Here is a 20594-nt window from a genome sequence, read left to right as displayed (position 1 = left end):
TCTAGGGTATATATAATGAATAATGCGTTGTTTATAGACATATCATCTATAAAAATAGATATTTAAAGATTATCGTGCTGAATTTTAAATGGTGTTACACGACATTTTATTGGTTAGCGGAAGTATACATTCTGGTGAATACATATTATCGATATATATTTTCAGCATGTCGTTAACTAATAGCTTCATGATTAAAAAGCTCCAGGGGGGATTACCACCCTGGAAAAACTTTTTTGAGAGTAATCCTATTTATTAAACCTGTAAACAAAGAAGTGCAGGTTGGCGGTGTTTTTAAGATTATACCTCTTTGCTATAGCGAGTGTACTTCTCAAAAAGTTTTTATAACTTACGCCTGATTTTTTTGCAGCCAAGAAAATACTCTCTGAAAGTTTTAGTGATTGAATTGTTTTAACTTCACATTGGCTCATTCCTTTGAAGTCCTTGAAGAATTCAATTTTTTCAATTACATTACTCACCGATTCTAGTTTAGCTATCGTTATAAGGTGTCGCCATTTGTTTAAATCATCATACACAGATAAATCAATTTGAGATGAGATAACCTTAGAGATCCATAACCCGCGAGAGATCAAAATCGTTCGAATTTCATCCTCTTTGGAAAAGTGATATAGGGTGTCATTCAGTTCTCCAAGCGAGTTAAATGAATCGACATCAATGAAACATATTCTATTTTCACAACAAATTTGTTTCATTAAAGCGAAAATAGACTGACGAAGAAAAGTATCATGCGTGATGACCATGAATGTTTGCCTATCCATCATGAGTAAATCCTGATAATGCCCTTCATGATGTTCTCAAAATTAATTGACAGAACCTTCACGAAGAGCCTCGTTACTGGGAGGGTTTGAGACGAAAATAATAATACAACAACACCTTACCCAGGAATCTATAGAAGTAATGTCATGTCATATAGGTAGATATTCTGATAAAGCAATAGAAGAAATGGTTTTATAAAATATCTAACTGCAAAATGCGTATGCGTGATAGAGCACAATGTCAAAACGTGAAATATCAGCTAAAATAGAGAGGAACAATCATATGCAGATGAATACACATATGCTTTACCAAATTTACAACGAAGTAACATTCAGAACTGATGATGGTGTCCTTGCCAGTCTTTCATCACCCGAAAATTCGGTTGTACTTTCCATCACGGCGAATCGTATTTTTTCGTTCCTGCTTGAGCAACGAGGTAAGGTCGTTTCCCGTGAGGATCTTTTAGTTAATGTTTGGGATAAGAATGGGTTTCAGGCCTCGAATAACTCTCTGAGCCAGTACATTTCATTTATACGAAGAGGACTCCACGATCTCGGCTGTAATCAGGAAGTCATTCAGACTATACCCCGGGTGGGCTTCTTGGTTCCTGATGACTCTATATCTATCAGAGAGACTGATAACTACCGTGAAATCAATTCATTAAATGTTAAGGCATCGGTGCAAATAAAAAAAACGCAAGTATCGACAAAAATCTGGATTTTGGTAATGACTTTGTTGCTGAGTTCACTGGTTATAGCCTTTTACCCATTACAAAATGGTGCTTCTGATATGATTTCAGCTATAAAGACTTGGAAACTCGGTAAGATTGATCAGTGCCCTGTGTATACTTTTTATAACAACTCCCCAGAAATGATGTCCGTCAAACTCGAAAAAGCCAGATTGTTAACAAACACTTACCTTCCGTGCATTCAGGGTGCGACCTACTTCTTCCAGCCTGACGATCTATACACCTACGGTGAAAAAGGACGCGTATTTTTGTCCCGCTGCACCTGGAATAACAAAGAACAAACTAAATTTGCAGGTTGCAAGGATATCTATATCCATGAAAATTAATAAGAAAAAAACACTGATAAGCGTCTCAGCAATTGCGTTTGTTTCAGCAATTGCTGTTCGCGCGACAGGAATCGCTGACTGGGCACCCAATAATGGGATAAGCATCAACTGTGTATCGACGATCTCGATGCCAGAATTACCTCATGGGGTGAAATTCAATGGCAGTGTATTCGTTCAGATTTATAAAGACGGAACCGGTGAGGTTGATTTTTCTGGTGTCGTTACGGAAACAGGAGAGCATGGCGTTGGGAAAAGTAGCGTCCAGCGTACCATTGCGTTTGAATACGTGATGCTAGATTCTGGCACCGTAAGGCTTTCTGAAGCACGACTGAGAAAGAAATCAGCCGACACAATGCCTGATGATTTTTTTACTAAAGCCATCTACGATAGCTCTGAACCAGAGAAACGAATGCATGTATCAAAACTTCAAAATGCATATCTGATAGGCAACATTTTTTCACCATCACTTTTATGTGTCAGTAAATCCTAATACCTTCAACGCCGCCACGCATATACCCCAATATAGCCTCAGCTACCTCGTTTGGACATTGCAAACGAGATAGCCCTGTCCGTACAGTACGGCACAGATCATGGGACGTCCAATGAGGTATATCAAGCATTTGACCACTTTCATGTAAACGCAATGAGTTTTCAGTTAGATACTTCTGTTGGATTGGCTTCTTAGTAGCCTATGAAGGGAATAGTTTGTAGGGTCTGAATTTATTTGAGAACGGGAACATGACACTCAGCTATGCCATGCTAAATAAGTACGCCAGTAAGTACGCGGGAGAGAAAACAGTAAGATTATATGCAAATAATAAACTGTAACCTATTGATTTAAATGGCACGATAATAGGAGTCGAACCTACGACCTTCGCATTACGAAAGCGAGCCAACTCCATAATGAGTACATATTGACCCTGACCCCTTCGTGAAGCACACCGCCCTACATTTTCTCCAGAATTAAACACGCTTCACGATTAAGCGTAATGAACTCCTGCCAGCTATATTGCTGTTGGTAGTTAAGCTGATACTGCTTTTCTACCTGGCAAATAAGCGGACGTGTTTCATAAATCGCGCACAGCTTTGTCTCCATCTGATAGTGACGACAAATGCCGTCACCGCGATCAAGAAACTGCGTTTCACTGGCGCGATCGACGTGGCGACAACAAGCGCCACACTGGTTACAGGGAAACGCGGGCGTGAGCGTCATAGCTTACTTAACCAGCTACGTACAGAGCGGGTATTCCCTGCTTCAAACGGTAGCGCAATATTTCGGCGCTCAACCTCTGCACGCAGCAACAAACCACGCTCAATTTCACTGTTCACCGCGTTAAGATGCAGCGAGAAACGCGATAACGCTGACGTATCAATAGCAAACTCTAACGCCGAAAGCTCCAGTAGATAACGATCGAGTTCAGCATTCACCTGTTGATAATACTCTAGTGCTTTCTGATACTTATCTTTAAACGTATCCAGAAACGCCCAGACCTTTTTCATCAATGCGCTGTGTTCCAGGAAGTAGTTCATTACCAGCGTCAGAATACCTGTCGCCAGCGCACCGCAGAAAGCGGCCAGTTCCGGACCAAAAGGAAAGACGAGCATCTTGGCTAAAGCTTCGTTAACCACCACACCAGCAGCCACGGCCACACCCGCAGCCACCAGCTTGCTTACCGCTTTAGCGAGCTGCCCCGGCGCTAAGCCTTCAGGGTTAAAGACCATAACTTTAAAGGCCTGTACCAAATTGTTCCACATCTCACGAATCAGGCGCACCATCATCTTCTTAGTCGTAAAGAAGATATTGAACAGCGTCGTTGTAATGCTGGAGAGCACGCCACCGATGGCACCGTCTTTAAAGGACGTCAGGAAAGTGCTGAATTTACCCTGCACTCGCTGCCAGACTGCGCGTAATGCCTCCGCCGCATCTTGCAGGAAGTCTCCGGCATCGAATGAATGACGATGCTTCTCAAACATCACGGGAATACGCTCACGGAACTCAAACCAGGTCTCTGCCAGAATCAGTCCCAACATCTGCCGCGTTCCCATGCGAAACGCATTGTTCATTGTGGCGGTGGCGACATTCTTCGCAAACTTACTGCTGGTATAATATTCCTGATTGATCGTACTGTTGTATTTTGCCCGCGCCTTTTTGTCGGCCTCTTTCATCCGTTCAAAATCGGCGGCGGCTTTATTTTCCAGCTTATTCAGCTGTTTTTGCTCTTGCTCGGAAAGCGTTGCCTGGCTGCGTAAACGGGCAATTTCCTGCGTGGTCACAGCATGCTGTTCTTGTAGCGTTTGCACGAAGGCATCCATCGTTTTCGCCTTCTTCGCCTTATTCAGCGACTCATTCGTGAAGGTCAGATTTGATGAATCATTAGCCAGATCGGCACCATCGCATTCGGCAAGGATACGCCCTGGATCGTTGTGAATTTCATGGGCGGCAATAATATGGTCGAGGTTCTTTTTATCATTAGCCGCAAATTTCTCACCGGTGTAGGTATCGGTCAACGTACCGGCCTCGTGCGCCTTTTTTCCCGCCCGGTTGGTGGCAATGTAGTTTTCGTGGCTATGGTAATGATGAGAATCATACCCTTCACGTTGCTCGTACCGTTGACGCTCGGCGTCGGTGGCATACACTCCCTCGCGAGCGTTATGAATGGTATTCACATCGCCGCCGTGTTTATCCTCCAGCAAGAGAAAATCCAACCCAAAAGAGGTGGTCAGACTCTTAACCACCGTCTGATGTAACTCTTCACCCCAGTCAAACCTGGCTGTGTTCATTGTGCTCGCCCATAGCAATGCCGGGCAGATTCGCCCGGCGCGTCGATTAAATACGAGAAGAAAATGCGTCAAACTCAGAAGCAGAAACCGCCAGTTTTTCGTCCAGAATCTCTTTGTTCAGCAGGTTCATACCGTTGCTGTCGGTCTGCAGTTGGATCACGCCATCTTCGATAACGGCTTCACCGTTTTCCTGCGTCACCGGCTTGAACAGCGGCGTGGTGATCACGTCGGTCATGATGGCGGCTAATTCATAACCATGGTCGATAATCGCCATGATCTCTTCCGACTCACTAATCTCGGTGGTTATATTCTTCTCATGACGTTCAACAATGATGGCATGCATCGCTTTCAGCGGTTCAAAGTAGTGTTGAACAAAGACGCTATGCATACGGGTTATTGATTCATAAATGCTATTTACATACTGCTGCACCTTCGTCAGCTGCGCTTCAGCCGCATTCATTTTTTCCACCGCAGCTGTCACTTCACGGGAGCTTTGATAAGCATTGTTAAGCGCCTTTTCGGCATGGCTATCGTAAGCCCAGCCCGCGATAGCAATCAACGGAGCCACTACCGCGCCGCCAAGCACCATCGCACCGCCCGCCATTCCCCAGCCGCCTGCGGCCAGAGAACCGCCGCCAATAGCCGCCATTGTGGCGTTATACGCCGCCGCACCAGACAGGGCGGCAATCGGCGTACCGGTAGACGCTGCGGCAAACGCCATCACGCCGCTGTACACGGCAAAACCAGCGGCAGCACCGGACACCCCGGCACCGACGACCGTCGTCAGGTATTCCGTGGCGGAAATCGCCAGACTCTGAATTTTATTGATGTTGTGCTGCGGTACCTTCAGACGAAGATCTTTATGTCCATCCTTAGCCATACGCGCCAACAGATCGTCGGCAATCGTTTTAAATTCATTGAAATCTTTACCGATCTTCAGTTCTTTTTCACCCAGCTCGGCCAGTTTTTTCGACGTTGTTTCATTCGCCAGATCAAAGCTCTCTTTATGCTTATCAAAGCGACGCTGCGCGCGATCTAAAACATCGTCGGCTTCTGATTTTTTCTGGTAGCCATCATAAGCTTTTTTGCCACCAAACGCCGTTGCCGCTGCCGCGACGCCCAGAATAATGAAAGGTAATGCCATAAATAAAAATCTCCTGTGCAATAAGTCGTTGTTACCCGCTACGCATCACATTCCAGAACAGGAACAGAGTCGCGATCGCCAGTGATGTAGTTATGCAGTATGTTGATGACCGTTTTTTTCAACCATTCAGGTTCCAGAATTTCTATATTCGGTAACCAGAATAGAATTAATGGAATAATTTGATTCTGATGGGCTGCCTTGCAAAGCAAAGTCACGCCATCATTCTCTTCACGCACTAATTCTTGCTGAGGCAGTAAATCTCGTCTTGCGAAGTAGCCAGCAATGCTGTGTTTAATACGCACCCGCACCTCAAACGTCTCTTCACTTACCCAAGGATCGCGATGCTCATCAATTAATGACAGTGTGGGTGTATCGACCGTAAAATGCTCTTTCCGGATATCCAACCACCGAATTTTACTTAACGAAAAAGACTTTAGCTTTCCGTCCTCGGTCGCCTGCAGATACCAAATATTTTTCTGGTTAACTAATTTATAAGGGTGAACGGTGCGCGTTTTGTCTTTATATAAAATATGACAGACACTGTTTTTCTGAATCGCTTTTTCTAATAAGTTAAAATACTTTCGCAAATCATTTCTGACTGAATGTTCAGGGCGACCAAACTGAACTCTAACATGCTGTTCTACCGCTCGTTTTTCTAAGCTAAGCCAAAAATCCTCATCTCTATCAGGAAAAACCGCGTCGGCGTCCAGCAGCTTTGCCAGAGGGTCATGAAGGGCATAGGCGCTATTATTCTGCGCGCGAATCGGTATCAATCGATACTCTCCACCACCACACCCCTCAATAAAGGAGGAAAGCATATTAAGATCACGATAGACCGTTCGTTCAGTGATATTAAATTTCTTCATCAACTGATAGCGATTCACAACGCCACAAGTTTGCAGCTCTATTAGGATATCGACTAAACGTTCTGCTGAGCAACTCCTTGCTGAATCAGCCATAAGCACCTACTTTTCTGTTTTCCTGACATGAATTATATATAAAATGCTGACATATCCTGTCAGTGTATCGGCACGCTGATCATTTTTTTTAGAGAAATCGACAATTTATTTGACCATTAGTCGCATTGGACAATTTTTAGGGACAAAAAGCGCTCCTCATCAGGAGTAAATGCCAGAGACATGGCGGCCAAAAGACCACCTACATACATCCTCATCAAACTGGCTAACGGCTATCTCTTCCACTAAGCCAAATTCAACGCTGAGTTTGCAAAGGTGGATTGTCAGGAGAGTTTCTTAATGATGGCCAGTATCGTGGTATGAACGCCGGTATTTGGTTTCTTCACGCTGAGTAAAAAAACATCATCTGCAGAAGGATGTGGACGCGCTGGCAGCTGTTAGTGCTGCTGACTGAGTCGTTGAAACACGAGCTAATTCGTTGTACAACCGGGCTTACCCATTGATTTCATAGTGACAAGGGGCTAATTTGTATCTCATTAAACATGATTATGACCCTCATTAAAGCCAGACTATGAACATCAGCGAAAAAACATATCATCAATTGAAGGCCAAAATCATCGCCAATGAGTTGGTGGGGGCTATCTCAGAAAATGAGCTATGTCAGGAACTTAATGTCAGCCGTACGCCGCTGCGCGAAGCTTTGTTTCGCCTGATGACTGAAGGCTGGATTGAGCCTTCCAAAAATAAAACGAAAACCATTAAACCCATTACGCTCAGTGAAATACGTGATATTTTCCAGATCCGAAAAGACATTGAAATTATGGTATTGAATTTGTCATGGGAGAACCAGGACCCGCAACGCTACCAGACAATTAAAGATAAAATTGAAGTCGGTTTTCATGATTCGAATGTGTCTTTATTACTCGAAGCTGATAACGAGCTACATGAACAAATGCTATCCGATTGCCACAACGCTATTGTGACTAAAACGCTGACCTTCATGTATGACCGGTTACGCATGCTGCGTTCAGACAAAATGAAAAATGATTCAATTATTGATTCATCCAAAGAACATTTGAAAATTTGCGCCGGTATTATTGCCCGCGATATAGAACAAACCCGTGAAGCCATTGCCCATCACGTCAACAACTCCTACAACCGCCTGTTCTCCAGCTTTAAATAGGCTATGCATATAACATGACCGGTATTTCTACCGGTCATGTGGAAAGTTAAAAATTAGTAGAGTTGTCGGTACAACGCCTTAATCTCTTCAATACAAGTATCTCGAGGGTTTCCACCTGTACAGACGTCCGCCATTGCCGCAGCTGCCAGAGCATCGATATCTTCATATTTCATGCCGATATCGCGCAGTCGGGCGGGAATATTTACGTCGCGGTTAAGCTGTGCCACGGCTTCAACGGCCGCCTGACGCGCCTCTTCGATCGGCATCACCATGGCCTGAGTATTGCCCAAAGCCTGTGCAATTTGGCGATATTTGTCTCCTGTAAACTCGGCGTTGTATGCCATGATATGCGGCAATAGCACTGCATTGGCGACGCCGTGTGGCGTACCATAGAATGCTCCCAGAGGATGGGCCATTCCATGCACCAGGCCCAATCCGACATTAGAGAAGCCCATCCCGGCAATATACTGCCCCACCGCCATGCCTTCAGCGTCCTGGGCGACTCCCTGTATCGAACCGCGTAGCGAACGCCCTATCATCTCAATCGCCTTTAAATGAAGCGTATCGGTTAATTCCCATGCCCCTTTCGTAATATATCCTTCGATTGCATGAGTCAGTGCGTCAACACCGGTTGCCGCTTTTAAACTGGGCGGCATGCTGGCCATCATGTCAGCATCAATAATGGCAACGACCGGAATAGCATGAGGATCGTAGCAAACGAACTTACGTCGGTTCTCTACATCGGTAATCACATAGTTAATAGTCACCTCAGCTGCCGTACCCGCGGTCGTTGGGATGGCAATCATCGGTACAGCGGCATTTTTAGTGTCAGCCCCACCTTCGAGGCTGCGGACATCGGCAAACTCAGGGTTGTTAATGATTATCCCTACCGCTTTGCACGTATCCTGCGGTGAACCGCCACCAATAGCGACCAGGTAATCCGCGCCCGCCTGACGAAATGCCTCAACACCTTGCTGCACTACGTCAATCGTCGGGTTAGGTATGACCTTATCAAAAATTTGGTAAGGCAACCCTGCGCTATCAAGAATATTAAGTACCTTGGTCGCTACATTAAACTGGATAAGATCGTGGTCAGTAACTACCAGCGCTTTTTTAAAACCTCGCTTTTTAACTTCATCAACGATAGCGTTAATTGAACCCACGCCAAAATATGAGGTTTCATTTAACATCATTCTATAAGACATATTCTATACCTTATAACAGAGAGGTATAACAGCAATACAGCATTGCCGTAGCATAATGTATGCTGTTATTGATTTTTGATTATTTGATACTGAACATTATGTCAATCTGTTGCGATTCCTGACGAGTTAGTTCCCCCGCAAAGCTTCTTGATTTCTCCCCAGAATACTGAAACTTATGAGCCACCGCGGTTTTAATTGTAGTAACAAAATCATTACCAATATTATAAATAGCAGAAAGTCGGCTTATCTCACGCTGTATGCCAGTAAGCTGGGTAAGATCATTTTCATCCCAGGCTTTAATTGCCTGCACAAAAAGTTCGGGACAAATATTATTTAATCCTGAAATAACTCCCGCACCACCCGCCAGAAGATTTGGGATAAGATATTCATCATAACCGGACAGAACAACAAAATCGTCTCTAACGGACGCGACTGACTGAATAATTGCGCGAGTATGAGAGAGACAATCAACAGTATCTTTAACACCCACAAAATTGGGAAATTCTGCCGCTAATTGCGCTACCAGTACCGCGTCCAGATCGCATCCAGTTCGGGCAGGAAAGTTGTATGCGAACCATTTTCCATTCAGGCGCTGCCCCAGACCGCGGTAGTATGCCAATAGTTGGGCCGGCGTTTGTTGAAAATAGTAGTGAGGTAGAATCATCACTGCTTGATACCCGCAATGCCAGGCCTCTTCTGCCAGACGTATCATATCCGCCATACAGGTAGCTGAGATATTTGCCACCAGCGGCAGCGATGACATTTTCCGTGCCTCACGGATAAGCATCAGTCGTTCATCCTGCGTTAATGCGGTGAACTCCCCAATACTTCCCATTAGCAATACGACATGAGTCCCAGCCTCTTCCAAACGTCGCAAATGCTGCTGCAGTGCCGATAAATCAATATTTCCTTGTTGATCAAAAGGCGTAATTGATGGGCACCATGCACCGTGAAATTGAGCATGATTTTCAGACATAATATATTCCTGAGAAAATAAAAATTGTTTTATTCAATGACATGGTAAACAACAGTATCAGCCTGTATTTTCTGCCAGTCCCACTGAATACCCAAACCAGGTTCTTCTGGTGGGAAAGCATATCCTTCGCGAATATTCACTTTATTTAGAGTAACACTATCGAGCTGTGGAATATATTCCAACCAACGGCTATTAGTAATGGCGCAACATAATGATATATGCAATTCCATCAAGAAATGCGGACAGACAATTTTATTAAAGCATTCCGCCATATGTGCAACTTTAAGCCATGGTGTAATACCACCAATACGAGCCACATCAACCTGAATAATATCTGCGGCATTATTCTGTAAATACTCTTTGAAGTGCTGGATAGAATAAATGGACTCACCCACCGCGACAGGAATGGTGGTTGACTCACACAATTTTTGATGAGAATCAACATCATGCGCCAGAAACGGCTCTTCAATCCATGAAAGATTAATATGCTCCAACAATGCTGCGCGCTGTTTGGCTTCCGAGAATTTAAACGCTTGGTTGCAATCAGTCATGATCACGTACTCATCCCCCACCGCTTCACGTACAGCAGTCAAACGCTCGATATCACGCACCGGACTTTCAGAACCAATTTTGATTTTAGAACCGCAGAATCCCTGCGCCTTAACAGCCAGCGCATCATCAACTAATTCCTGAGTGCTTAAATGCAGCCAGCCCCCTTCGGTGGTGTATAACTTCATGCGCGACTTCGCACCACCTGCGACTTTATACAGCGGCAAATTCATGCGCTTACACTTCAAATCCCATAATGCGGTATCAATGGCTGCCAGTGCCAGAGACGTAATGGCGCCAACCGAGGTCGCGTGAGTTGAGAACAGCAATGATTCCCAGATGCCCTCAATCATCGTCGCATCCTGACCAATCAATTTCGGTAACAGGTGATCTCGTAACAGCGCAACCACAGATGAGCCGCCGGTGCCAATTGTGTAGGTATAGCCCTCACCAATTTCTCCACTCGATGTTGTTAAACGAATAATCGGCGTCTCTTGGGAGACAAAAGACTGAATCGCATCGACACGTTTTACTTTAGGTTTCAAATCAACCATAAAGATTTCGGCTTTAACTATTTTCATTACATCCTCAATATCTGTTAATTTTTTCGCAAAGTTACAAATGATGCTTACTGAATACCAATGCTGGCCAGTTCATCCCACAATTCCTGCGGAATATCCCAGTTAGCCCAGGCAAAATTAGTCAACGCTTGTTCTACGGATTGAACGCCGCAGGTTACGGTGACCACATTTTGGTTTCTTAATGGGAATTGCAGCGCCGCAGCACCAATTGGCACGGCATGTTTTGCACATAGCGCTTCTATCGCATTTACTTTTTCAATAACCTGCGCTGGAGCGGAACCGTATTCATACAACGCCTTCGATTTATCTTTCGCGACTAAAACTCCGGTAGCGAAAGGTGCAGCAACAGCCACCGAAACATTGTTGCTTTCACATTTGGCAAAGAACGCCTGGCGGTCTGTTTCCAGCAGGTTGTAGCGGTTGGCGAGCATTAAGATATCCGGGGCAGCGTTATCCATCACCTCCATCAGGATTGCCTCTTCATTCGCGCCTGCGCCCCAGGCTTTGATATCGCCATTGCGCTTAAGCTCTTCTAGTGCTTTCTGCCCTGACTCACAGAAGGTTTTAAAATGTTGGCGTTCCAGTTCCGTATTGCCGTAGGTATAAGTGCCGAGATCGTGTACATAGAGAATGTCGATATAACGGGTTCCCAGCCGCTGGATAGAGTTTTCGTATGAGCGCATGATGCCCTCATAGGAGTAATCAGCCTGTCGGTTAAAAGGGTTCTCATCATAAAAAAATTCTCCTGCTTCAAGGCCTGGCTCTTGTTTCCGGGATTGCAGCAGACGACCAACCTTGGTGGACAAAACATATTCGCTACGCTCCAGTCCACGTAATCCCAGACCTAAACGCAACTCAGAAAGTCGCTGCCATAATGTGGTGCAGTATCAAAGTAGCGCCAGCCAACCTGAATGGCCTTATCAACAATGTCCATGGCTTCGTTATTGCTCAGCGTTCTGAATAAATTAGCCAGGCTGGCTGCGCCGAAGGTTAAAGAAGGTACACTAAGCCCTACACTTTTAATTGTATTCTGAGTGATCATAATATTCCCCTGATGTTTATCAGTATTCTTAGTCAACTTTGTTTGCAGTTAATGAGGTCGCTGCTGTTGATTTATTATTAATATTAAAAATCAACTTCAGCACATAAATAATAATCCCGGTCACTACGATAGAAAAAAGACACAAGAGCGCAGGATTCATTCCTTTTAACAGCTCGAACATTTTGTAGAAGATATAAGATATAGCGTGTGAGCCACCATCAATTGATGAGGCCATCATCTCTTTTGGCACATTCAGTTGCGCCTTTTCGGCCAAAGCCTGCGACACAACAGCGAGATCCGAACCAAACCACAGGATCCCGCACACGATGACAATGCCATTAATTAATCCACGGAACATGTTTCCGTTGCATGCAACCGTGCCAAAGACAACAAAAATCGGCAGATAAGGAATATCGGCGAATGGCATCATGGTATTAAAAGGCAAAATAGTACTAATTAGGATCGTGAGTGGCACCATCAAAATACCTACAGACAATACCGCAGGATTTTTAAAAGCAATTTCACCACTGATACCAAAATAAAGTGACTTTGTTGGAAAACGTTTCTTTACCCATTCAGAAGCAATTTCAGTAATCGGTACCAGACCACTGACCAGCACTCCCGCCATCGTCGGTAATAACACCATGACCGCAGCAAAATTCATCCCACTCTTAATAATATCGCTGAACGGTAGCGCGCCAAGCATACCGATGATCACCCCCAGAATGGCCCCCATCGCTAACGGACTACCAAAAAACCCTAGTTTGGCTTCAATTTTGCTGAGATTAAGGTCAATTTTGTTAATCAACGGAATGCGATCAATTACACGGTCCATTAAAAATGCCAGCGGGGCCCATGCGACGATCTCCGCCTGAGTAATGGTCACGTTTGGCGTGTCACAGAATTTCTGCACATGTGGGGCAATGTAATCGGCGATTTTTAGCGTAATAATAAATGTGATCCAACTGGCGAAAATCCCCATCCAAAATGAACCCGTCACCTGTTCAACGATGATTCCGGCAAATACAAAGTGCCAGTAATTCCAAAAATCAACGTTAAGGGTTTTGGTGGTATTGGTTGAAATCATCAACAAATTAGTGGCAAAACATAACGCATAAACAATCGGCAGAGAAAGAGCAGCCAGACTGAAGGCGCTAATTAACGGCCAGCCCAGATCCAATACTTCATAATGAAGATTGAGGTTTTTTACCATCGCTTCTGTCGAGCTGCTAAGTGATGTCACCATAAAACCGATCAGCAACGAAAGACCGAGAAAACCAATACCTACCGTCATTGCATTTTTCGCCGCATCGGCAAGTTTCGCGCCAAATAGCACGGCAAATAAAAACATAATCATTGGAATGACCACTGCCGGGCCAAATCCGAGGATATATTGAACGACTTCCATAAGTGCCCCCCTGTTACTTTAATGAGTAAACCTTCTCTGCCACGCGATAAAAAAAGTTATCGCTGGAAAGAGCCTGGTGAGATTGCAGGTAGCTCTGGTAAAGCCCTAAAGTGTCGGCGCACGGTAATGCCAGTAGAGAAACAGGCCAGTCAGATCCATACATCACTCGCTCATCACCAAATGCGGCAAAAACCGAGCTAAAATAAGGTTCAAGCTCCTGGCTCGCCTGCTCAGGTCCCGTCCAGCGGGCATAATCCGCTTCCGTGACCAGGCCTGATAGTTTGCAAAAAACATTGCTGTAAGCCTCACCAATCAACATTAACTGTTCACGCCAGCGGGTAATTTCCCCGTCGCGAACTGCGGGTTTTGCCGCATGTTCGATAACAAAGGTCACTTCCGGACAAGCAGAGATAAGCTGGCTTGCCGCCTCCAGCTGTTGGTGCGTAACCAGCAGTTCATACACCAGCCCCTGCTCTCCAACGCATCGTACCCCCTGGATAAATTGCGGGGTCACTAAATGGCTCTCAGGCAAGCCCTGAGACATATAGCGGATCCCTTTCAGATAGCGGGATTTTCTCTGCAGTCTCTGCAAATCCTCTGCGATCCCAGCCCCGCGGTTTATATCCACCCATCCCACAACACCTTTTACTTCATCGTGATGCTCAGCTATTTCCAGTAGCCATTCGGTCTCCTCAATTGAAGGGATGGCTTGTACTAAAATGGCGCCTTCGATGTGGTTTTCAGCCAATACGGTCTGCAAATCGTCAATAAGAAAATCACGGCGAATTGCCGCCAGATCGTCTGTGATCCAGGCAAAATGTTCTCCCTGGCAATGCCAAACATGGTTATGGGTATCAATCACTTTCATACTCACTCTCTTGTATTTAAATTGTATACAATAAGAATACAATAAAAGTCTATGGTTAAAAGGCAACCACGGAATGCACTATCTGAGTACGGGATCACAATTTTCACGGTTTATCTGTAGGCTAAAAAAGGGACGTAAAAGCCTATAACCGCCGTAGAATCCGATGTCACTGGCTGAACTATTGCATGTGGTTAATGTGGTGGACGCTTGTGCGTCCCGCTGAAGTTACAGAAGCAGAATGAGCAGAGAAGAGCGATAGATGGGTAAGTACGAACTAAAATCTAAACGTTTCGTAAGTTACGATGTATTGATACGTTAACATTAATAAATAACGGTTATTTTATTGAAACCCTAAATTACGACGAGAGTTTAATACACGCCCCAACTTTGAGCCTTGCGCGCTAAACCGTGACTTAGCAGTACCCCCACGTTTCAGTTTTGTAACATCCACCAGCAAATTAGCGATACCCCCCACATAATTCACACATCCCTCCGGTTGATGAAACGAAGCAGTTAGGTTAATCATATTGAGGCGCGCGGAAGCCAGGGGCTGTCTACCCGCACGGTATCCCGGTGATCGAGCCCCTGGATAAGATGCAGCGCGCTAAGACGACCGATTTCATAGTGCGGCAGCTGTACCGTTGATAGCGGCGGCAAAAATAGCTCGCCGGTGCCCACCATATTGTCATAGCCCAGCACAGCGACGTCCTGCGGAATGCGCAGCCCTCGCCCCAGCAAGACCTGGTAAATAACAAAAGCCACGCGGTCGTTACCGCACACCACCGCATCGAAGATCGGGCGCGCGCCGCTCAGGTAATGCCCGGCAATCTCCGCCGCATCAATATGGTGGCGCTCGCCCGGCGGAAGATAGTGGTGGAACATTGCATCAGGGTCGACACCCGCTTCACGACAAGCCCTTTCCATTCCCGCCCGACGGCGATCGGTCGCCACAATTCCTTTCGGCAGGTGGATGCACAGCAGTCGGCGATAGCCTGCGGCCAGCAGCGCTTTCACGCCAAGATATTGCCCTTGTTCATCATCGGGAATATAGGTGGGGAAAGGGCCGCTTGTGCTTTCACAGTTCGCCAGCACGCAGCGATACTTATGCAGCTTTTCCGGTACCGGTACCTGGCGCAGCCCCATCGCGGTGTAGATAATACCGTCCGGACGATGCGCCAGCAGCAGATCAACCATTTTCTCTGGCTTGTCATTGCTGAACATATTCACCACAAAGCTATTCCAACCGTGTGCCCGCGCGGTCTCTTCGATAGAGAGCGTTATCTCCACGGAAAATGGCGTAGTCATGGTGTCCAGCGCCAGCACCCCAATCGTGTTAGCCGTGGTTTTCGCGCCACGAATTTTTTTAGCGGAGAGATCGGAGACATACCCCAGCGCATCTACCGCTTCCATCACCTTTTTATAGGTTTCAGGCCGTAGTCGTTCGGGCTCGTTAATCGCCCGCGATACGGTCATTAACGAGACGTTAGCCCGCTGCGCCACATCCTTTAAAGATGCCATACCCTCTCCTTCGCCGATGTTCACTTTGCCGGGGTCTGAAAATGCGATCTCGATAACGCCCGCAAAATGTTAACGTTAACTTTTGTGATTAACATCGATATTACCATCAAATCTGCGAGAAAACCGAGAATGTTAACGTTATCTTTTGATCAATTCACTTACAGGGACAAGCAAATGACGTCACTACTTTCCAAAGCCAACGAAGCCTTAAGCCAGCAGAAAGACCTTGTAAACCCGCGCTGGTATCCACGCTATCACCTGGCGCCACCAGCGGGTTGGATGAACGATCCCAACGGTCTGTCCTGGTTCGATGGTTACTACCATGCGTTCTATCAGCACTATCCGTGGCAGCCGGTCTGGGGACCAATGCACTGGGGCCATGCGCGCAGCCGCGATATGGTGAACTGGGAGCACTTACCCATCGCACTGGCCCCAGAAGGGCCGGAAGATAAAAACGGCTGTTTTTCCGGTTCAGCGGTGGTTGAAGGCAATAAGCTGGCCCTGATCTACACCGGACACAAGTTTGACGGCGAGGCGAAAGAGGAAAACCTGTATCAGGTACAGTGCCTGGCCACCAGCACCGATGGAATTCACTTTGAACGCCAGGGCATGATTCTGGATACCCCACGAGGCGTACACCATTTTCGCGATCCGAAAGTCTGGCAAGAGGGAGACAACTGGTACATGGTGGTGGGCGCCCGGGTCGATGACGTGGGCGAAGTGCAGCTCTATCGCTCGCAAGATCTACAGCACTGGCAGTTTGCCAGCACGCTTGGCAGGGCCGATGACAGCATGGGCTACATGTGGGAGTGCCCAGACCTCTTCCCACTCAACGATAAGCTCGTCTTCATGTTCTCGCCGCAGGGCATCGCCGCAGACGGATACGATTACCGTAACCTGTTCCAGAGCGGCTATATGGTCGGCGAATGGCAGGATAATCTCCATTTTCACGTCACCCACGCCTTCCAGGAGATGGATCACGGGCATGATTTTTACGCCCCCCAGTCATTTACCACCCCGGATGGGCGCCGCATCGTGATTGGCTGGCTGTCGATGTGGGAATCGCCAATGCCAGAACAAGCCGACGGCTGGGCGGGCATGCTTACCCTCCCCCGCGAGGTGACGCTCGATACCGATCAGCGGCTGCGTATGAACCCGGTGAAAGAGCTGGAATTATTACGCGGTGAGCTTCATGTCTGGCCGGTCAGCGAACTGCACAATCGCACCCTGATGGTAGAGGAGCAGGCGCACGCTATTGAAGTCGAACTGAGCATCGATATCGCCCGCAGCAGTGCTGATGAATATGGTATCGCGCTGGGTGGCGGACTACGGGTCTACGTCGATGCTCAGGCACAGCGTCTGGTGCTGGATCGTCGCTACCCGCAGCATGGTCTCTCTGGTTATCGCAGCGTGCCGCTGCCAGTTGGTGACCGGCTGGATCTGCGCTTATTTATCGACAGCTCCTCGGTAGAGGTATTTGTCAATCACGGTGAATATACCCTTAGCAGTCGTATTTATCCTGAACCGGACGATCGCCAACTGACCTTATTCAGCCTGAACGGACACGCCATTTTTAATCAAGGGCATGCCTGGCCGCTCAGCGCCAAATAAACATCCGTCTTACTGCTTTGGGGAAAAATAATGACTATCTGGACGCTCGGAGACGCTGTGGTGGATTTATTGCCGCGCGACAATATGCAGTTTGAAGCCTGCGCGGGAGGCGCTCCCTTCAATGTGGCAATCGGCGTGGCTCGCCTTGGCCGCGCCAGCGGTTTTATTGGCCGTGTGGGCAATGACACTTTTGGTCGATTTCTGCATCAGACGCTGGAAACAGCGCAGGTGGATACAGGAAGTCTGGAGTTTGATGCACATCAGCACACCAGTACCGTACTGGTTTCACTGGCTCCCAACGGCGAGCGGCAGTTTGAGTTTTTGGTCAATCCGTCTGCCGATCAATTTCTCAGCCCGGCGAGACTACCCGACTTTGGCGCCGATATTCTGCACTTCTGTTCGCTGGCGCTGGTTGCCCCTGACTGCCGCGCCACCCTCGCCCAGGCTATGGCCGCATTGAGACAGAGCGGCGGTACTCTGAGCTTTGACATCAATCTGCGTCCGCAGATGTGGAGCAACGAGATGCAGATGTTTGACCTTGTCTACGAGTTTGCCCGGCGGAGCGACATTCTGAAGATGTCGGAAGAAGAGCTGCTGTGGCTAACACAGACCAACTGTCTCAGTAGCGCCTGCGAACGTCTGGTTGATTTTCCTGCACGCCTGAAAATCGTCACCCGCGGTGCCGACGGCGCTATCGCTTTCTGGCAAAACAGCAGGCTAACTTTAAGCGGCTATAACGTCGAAAGTATCGATACTACCGGCGCCGGTGATGCCTTTATGGCCGGGCTGCTGGCGGCACTCGCCGAGGAAGGCTGGCCCACATCGACGTCAACGCTACTTCCACTTATCGAGCAGGCCAGCGCTTGTGGTGCTCTGGCGACCACCCGGCGTGGCGCGCTAAGCGCGTTTCCCGACAGCCAACACCTGAGCAGCTTTATTCAGTCACAACCGTCGCTACGGAGGACGATTACCCCGTAATAAAGCGCACTCGTTACGTCGTATCAGAAAGACCTTACAATGACCTGATCTGGATTGGAAAAATCATGAAAATAAATATGCCGTTCAGTAATGACAAATATCGATACTCATCCGGGTATCTGCTCTTTTTCTTTGCCGCCTGGTCGTTGTGGTGGTCTTTTTATGCAATATGGCTAAAAAATAAACTTGGCCTGTCCGGAACGGAGCTGGGAATGCTGTATGCCGTAAACCAGTTCTTTAGCATGCTGTTTATGCTGGTCTACGGTTTTCTGCAGGATAAGCTCGGCACCCGTAAACACCTTATCTGGCTGATGGGGATAGTCATCACGCTCAGCGGCCCGTTCCTGATTTATGTTTACGAACCGCTGCTGACCTCCAACTTCAAACTTGGTATGGCGCTGGGAGCTATTTTCTTTGGCCTTGGCTACCTCGCGGGTTGTGGTCTGGTTGAAAGCTTCGTCGAAAAAGTGAGCCGCAAATTCAACTTTGAATTCGGCACCGCCCGCTTGTGGGGATCGCTTGGCTACGCCGCAGGGACATTTGTTGGCGGTATCTTCTTCAGCATCAACCCACACATTAACTTCTGGTGCGTATCGGTAATGGGGGTGTTATTCCTGTTGATTAACGTCTTGTTCAAAACCAACTCACCCGCCCCATCTTCTGTAAAAACGCGCTCTCCTGAACCCAACGCGCTGACCCGAAATGATTTTCTCACTATCTTTAAAGATACGCAGTTCTGGTTTTTCGTTATCTTTGTCGTCGGTACCTGGTCGTTCTATAGCATCTACGATCAGCAGATGTTCCCGGTGTTTTACGCCAGCTTATTTGACGATCCCGAACTGGCACCACGCGTATACGGCTATCTCAATTCGGTACAGGTCTTTATGGAAGCCGTCGGTATGGCGCTGGTTCCATTCCTGATTAACCGCATCGGGCCTAAATCCGCATTGCTGCTGGGTGGCACAATCATGACCTGTCGAATCCTGGGTTCAGCACTGTTCACCGATATCTATATTATCTCCTTGATTAAAATGCTTCATGCGCTGGAAGTTCCACTGTTTGTTATTTCAGTGTTTAAATTCAGCGTAGCGAATTTTGACAAACGCCTGTCATCAACGATATATCTCATTGGCTTCAATATCGCCAGTTCCATTGGCATTATCGTGCTGTCACTGCCTGTCGGTAAGTTGTTTGATAAAGTGGGCTATCAGGAAATCTTCCTGATTATGGCCAGCATTGTGGTAATAACGCTAATATTTGGCTATTTCTCGTTGAGCAAAAAGCATCATCAGCAGAAGATGGGAAATGAACTGGTGACAGAGTAGCGAAGTTTAAAATATATCGGACAGGGCCATTGGCCCTGTCGTATCCCCCAACAGTAAGTACGAACTGTCGATTTACTCAGGCATGTTCCAGCCAGTTGCGGAATATTTTCGCTCGCAGTATTCCCTGAAAATCAATCAGCCCAGAACAACCAAGTTTCTTGATCAGATTCTGCCTGGCCTGGTAAATCGTTTTTAAATGTAGATTTAACAAAGCTGATATCTCAAAAATAGTTCGCCCCTCCCCTAACTGCGTTAAAATATATTTATCTCGCGCAGTCAGAGAAATATTTAGTTCCGACTGATTGTCGTGTATACCGCCAGAACGAGTAATATCAATAATAAATTGTTTGAATGTGGCAACGCTAACATCTATTGGCAGTCTGTAAAGTGATAAATCATTGAGATATCTGTACAGATGACCATCAATCAGCAGTACCAGACGATGCGTTTTCAGATCGTAATTTTGCCTTTTTACCGCCTCAAAGTGATTGGCAGTGAAAAAAACCAGATGCGTCTTATCATCTTCGAAAACAATATCTGCAAGAATATTCTTTAGCCCTTTCCTGATAAAAATATCATCAATCCATAAATCTGCGTTTCCAGTGTGTTCCTGAACGATGTTCATCATTATGGCCTCAATGAAAAATCACAATTGTTCTA

General features: G+C 46.7%; 20 protein-coding genes and 1 tRNA gene. 6 read left to right on the top strand and 15 right to left on the bottom strand.

What is annotated here, in order from left to right; translation table 11 throughout:
• Positions 1-245 precede the first annotated feature (245 nt).
• Positions 246-779: a hypothetical protein gene (locus GHC22_RS10535; protein WP_153752883.1), complete on the bottom strand. Its 534-nt coding sequence runs from the start codon at positions 777-779 to the stop codon at positions 246-248.
• 277 nt (positions 780-1056) lie between these two features.
• On the opposite strand from GHC22_RS10535, the gene GHC22_RS10530 reads away from it, so the two are divergent.
• Both GHC22_RS10530 and GHC22_RS10525 read left to right on the top strand, forming a co-directional pair.
• Positions 1057-1848 carry a winged helix-turn-helix domain-containing protein gene (locus GHC22_RS10530; protein ID WP_228553251.1) on the top strand — a complete coding sequence of 264 codons (792 nt, stop codon included), beginning with the start codon at positions 1057-1059 and terminating at the stop codon, positions 1846-1848.
• The gene (locus GHC22_RS10525) at positions 1838-2338 is read left to right on the top strand and encodes a hypothetical protein (RefSeq protein ID WP_153752882.1); all 501 of its coding nucleotides are present in this window, start codon (positions 1838-1840) and stop codon (positions 2336-2338) included. Before GHC22_RS10530 ends, GHC22_RS10525 begins: the two co-directional genes overlap by 11 nt.
• A gap of 354 nt (positions 2339-2692) precedes the next feature.
• On the opposite strand, the gene GHC22_RS10520 is transcribed toward GHC22_RS10525, so the two are convergent.
• The 5 genes from GHC22_RS10520 to GHC22_RS10500 form a co-directional block, all read right to left on the bottom strand.
• Positions 2693-2794 (bottom strand) — tRNA-Thr (locus GHC22_RS10520).
• Positions 2795-3061, bottom strand: a complete 267-nt coding sequence (locus GHC22_RS10515; protein ID WP_048235250.1) for a YkgJ family cysteine cluster protein — start codon at positions 3059-3061, stop codon at positions 2795-2797.
• Positions 3058-4629 (bottom strand): cobalamin adenosyltransferase, encoded by a 1572-nt coding sequence (locus tag GHC22_RS10510; protein ID WP_153687311.1) that lies wholly within the window; start codon positions 4627-4629, stop codon positions 3058-3060. The genes GHC22_RS10515 and GHC22_RS10510 overlap by 4 nt, the downstream gene beginning before the upstream one ends.
• Positions 4630-4675: 46 nt before the next feature.
• The gene (locus GHC22_RS10505) at positions 4676-5773 is read right to left on the bottom strand and encodes a hypothetical protein (RefSeq protein ID WP_048216231.1); all 1098 of its coding nucleotides are present in this window, start codon (positions 5771-5773) and stop codon (positions 4676-4678) included.
• Positions 5774-5811: 38 nt separating this feature from the next.
• Positions 5812-6732, bottom strand: a complete 921-nt coding sequence (locus tag GHC22_RS10500; protein ID WP_057066756.1) for a YafY family protein — start codon at positions 6730-6732, stop codon at positions 5812-5814.
• A gap of 529 nt (positions 6733-7261) precedes the next feature.
• Here GHC22_RS10500 and GHC22_RS10495 point away from each other — a divergent pair.
• Positions 7262-7873: a GntR family transcriptional regulator gene (locus GHC22_RS10495; RefSeq protein WP_048216229.1), complete on the top strand. Its 612-nt coding sequence runs from the start codon at positions 7262-7264 to the stop codon at positions 7871-7873.
• A gap of 53 nt (positions 7874-7926) precedes the next feature.
• Here the strand turns inward: GHC22_RS10495 and fucO are convergent, their stop codons facing one another.
• The 8 genes from fucO to GHC22_RS10455 form a co-directional block, all read right to left on the bottom strand.
• A complete protein-coding gene (gene fucO, locus GHC22_RS10490; RefSeq protein WP_153752881.1) occupies positions 7927-9078 on the bottom strand; it encodes a lactaldehyde reductase in 1152 nt (383 codons plus the stop codon).
• Positions 9079-9157: 79 nt separating this feature from the next.
• Positions 9158-10054 (bottom strand): dihydrodipicolinate synthase family protein, encoded by an 897-nt coding sequence (locus GHC22_RS10485; protein WP_153752880.1) that lies wholly within the window; start codon positions 10052-10054, stop codon positions 9158-9160.
• 29 nt (positions 10055-10083) lie between these two features.
• The gene (locus GHC22_RS10480) at positions 10084-11184 is read right to left on the bottom strand and encodes a mandelate racemase/muconate lactonizing enzyme family protein (RefSeq protein WP_048216226.1); all 1101 of its coding nucleotides are present in this window, start codon (positions 11182-11184) and stop codon (positions 10084-10086) included.
• A gap of 47 nt (positions 11185-11231) precedes the next feature.
• Positions 11232-12038, bottom strand: a complete 807-nt coding sequence (locus GHC22_RS10475) for an aldo/keto reductase (protein ID WP_153752879.1) — start codon at positions 12036-12038, stop codon at positions 11232-11234.
• Complete coding sequence (locus GHC22_RS24805; RefSeq protein ID WP_153752877.1) at positions 12029-12226, bottom strand: aldo/keto reductase; 198 nt, start codon at positions 12224-12226, stop codon at positions 12029-12031. Before GHC22_RS24805 ends, GHC22_RS10475 begins: the two co-directional genes overlap by 10 nt.
• A gap of 28 nt (positions 12227-12254) precedes the next feature.
• Positions 12255-13634, bottom strand: a complete 1380-nt coding sequence (locus GHC22_RS10465; RefSeq protein ID WP_053071042.1) for a PTS transporter subunit IIC — start codon at positions 13632-13634, stop codon at positions 12255-12257.
• Positions 13635-13647: 13 nt separating this feature from the next.
• The gene (locus GHC22_RS10460; protein WP_153752876.1) at positions 13648-14502 is read right to left on the bottom strand and encodes an amidohydrolase; all 855 of its coding nucleotides are present in this window, start codon (positions 14500-14502) and stop codon (positions 13648-13650) included.
• A 522-nt stretch (positions 14503-15024) separates the two neighbouring features.
• Positions 15025-16020, bottom strand: coding sequence for a LacI family DNA-binding transcriptional regulator (locus GHC22_RS10455; RefSeq protein WP_153752874.1), 996 nt, complete (start codon positions 16018-16020; stop codon positions 15025-15027).
• 174 nt (positions 16021-16194) lie between these two features.
• On the opposite strand from GHC22_RS10455, the gene GHC22_RS10450 reads away from it, so the two are divergent.
• The 3 genes from GHC22_RS10450 to GHC22_RS10440 all read left to right on the top strand — a co-directional run bounded on the left by GHC22_RS10450 (position 16195) and on the right by GHC22_RS10440 (position 19934).
• Positions 16195-17631 carry a glycoside hydrolase family 32 protein gene (locus tag GHC22_RS10450; protein WP_153752873.1) on the top strand — a complete coding sequence of 479 codons (1437 nt, stop codon included), beginning with the start codon at positions 16195-16197 and terminating at the stop codon, positions 17629-17631.
• A 30-nt stretch (positions 17632-17661) separates the two neighbouring features.
• Positions 17662-18609, top strand: a complete 948-nt coding sequence (locus tag GHC22_RS10445) for an aminoimidazole riboside kinase (protein WP_153752871.1) — start codon at positions 17662-17664, stop codon at positions 18607-18609.
• A gap of 65 nt (positions 18610-18674) precedes the next feature.
• Positions 18675-19934 (top strand): MFS transporter, encoded by a 1260-nt coding sequence (locus GHC22_RS10440; protein ID WP_100272310.1) that lies wholly within the window; start codon positions 18675-18677, stop codon positions 19932-19934.
• Positions 19935-20010: 76 nt separating this feature from the next.
• On the opposite strand, the gene GHC22_RS10435 is transcribed toward GHC22_RS10440, so the two are convergent.
• On the bottom strand, positions 20011-20562 hold the full coding sequence (locus tag GHC22_RS10435; protein WP_153752869.1) for a LuxR C-terminal-related transcriptional regulator: 552 nt from the start codon (positions 20560-20562) through the stop codon (positions 20011-20013).
• Positions 20563-20594: the final 32 nt, after the last annotated feature.

It is taken from the genome of Citrobacter sp. H12-3-2 (assembly GCF_009649895.1).
GTDB classification, from domain to species: Bacteria; Pseudomonadota; Gammaproteobacteria; order Enterobacterales; family Enterobacteriaceae; genus Citrobacter; species Citrobacter portucalensis.
Note: the sequence above shows the minus strand (reverse complement) of the source record. Positions and strands in the feature narration are given on the sequence as shown.

Coding starts and splice junctions, on each gene's coding strand:
- GHC22_RS10535 (WP_153752883.1), bottom strand. CDS start 779: ATGATGGATAGGCAAACATTCATGGTCATCACGCATGATACTTTTCTT.
- GHC22_RS10530 (WP_228553251.1), top strand. CDS start 1,057: ATGCAGATGAATACACATATGCTTTACCAAATTTACAACGAAGTAACA.
- GHC22_RS10525 (WP_153752882.1), top strand. CDS start 1,838: ATGAAAATTAATAAGAAAAAAACACTGATAAGCGTCTCAGCAATTGCG.
- GHC22_RS10515 (WP_048235250.1), bottom strand. CDS start 3,061: ATGACGCTCACGCCCGCGTTTCCCTGTAACCAGTGTGGCGCTTGTTGT.
- GHC22_RS10510 (WP_153687311.1), bottom strand. CDS start 4,629: ATGAACACAGCCAGGTTTGACTGGGGTGAAGAGTTACATCAGACGGTG.
- GHC22_RS10505 (WP_048216231.1), bottom strand. CDS start 5,773: ATGGCATTACCTTTCATTATTCTGGGCGTCGCGGCAGCGGCAACGGCG.
- GHC22_RS10500 (WP_057066756.1), bottom strand. CDS start 6,732: ATGGCTGATTCAGCAAGGAGTTGCTCAGCAGAACGTTTAGTCGATATC.
- GHC22_RS10495 (WP_048216229.1), top strand. CDS start 7,262: ATGAACATCAGCGAAAAAACATATCATCAATTGAAGGCCAAAATCATC.
- fucO (WP_153752881.1), bottom strand. CDS start 9,078: ATGTCTTATAGAATGATGTTAAATGAAACCTCATATTTTGGCGTGGGT.
- GHC22_RS10485 (WP_153752880.1), bottom strand. CDS start 10,054: ATGTCTGAAAATCATGCTCAATTTCACGGTGCATGGTGCCCATCAATT.
- GHC22_RS10480 (WP_048216226.1), bottom strand. CDS start 11,184: ATGAAAATAGTTAAAGCCGAAATCTTTATGGTTGATTTGAAACCTAAA.
- GHC22_RS24805 (WP_153752877.1), bottom strand. CDS start 12,226: ATGATCACTCAGAATACAATTAAAAGTGTAGGGCTTAGTGTACCTTCT.
- GHC22_RS10465 (WP_053071042.1), bottom strand. CDS start 13,634: ATGGAAGTCGTTCAATATATCCTCGGATTTGGCCCGGCAGTGGTCATT.
- GHC22_RS10460 (WP_153752876.1), bottom strand. CDS start 14,502: ATGAAAGTGATTGATACCCATAACCATGTTTGGCATTGCCAGGGAGAA.
- GHC22_RS10455 (WP_153752874.1), bottom strand. CDS start 16,020: ATGGCATCTTTAAAGGATGTGGCGCAGCGGGCTAACGTCTCGTTAATG.
- GHC22_RS10450 (WP_153752873.1), top strand. CDS start 16,195: ATGACGTCACTACTTTCCAAAGCCAACGAAGCCTTAAGCCAGCAGAAA.
- GHC22_RS10445 (WP_153752871.1), top strand. CDS start 17,662: ATGACTATCTGGACGCTCGGAGACGCTGTGGTGGATTTATTGCCGCGC.
- GHC22_RS10440 (WP_100272310.1), top strand. CDS start 18,675: ATGAAAATAAATATGCCGTTCAGTAATGACAAATATCGATACTCATCC.
- GHC22_RS10435 (WP_153752869.1), bottom strand. CDS start 20,562: ATGATGAACATCGTTCAGGAACACACTGGAAACGCAGATTTATGGATT.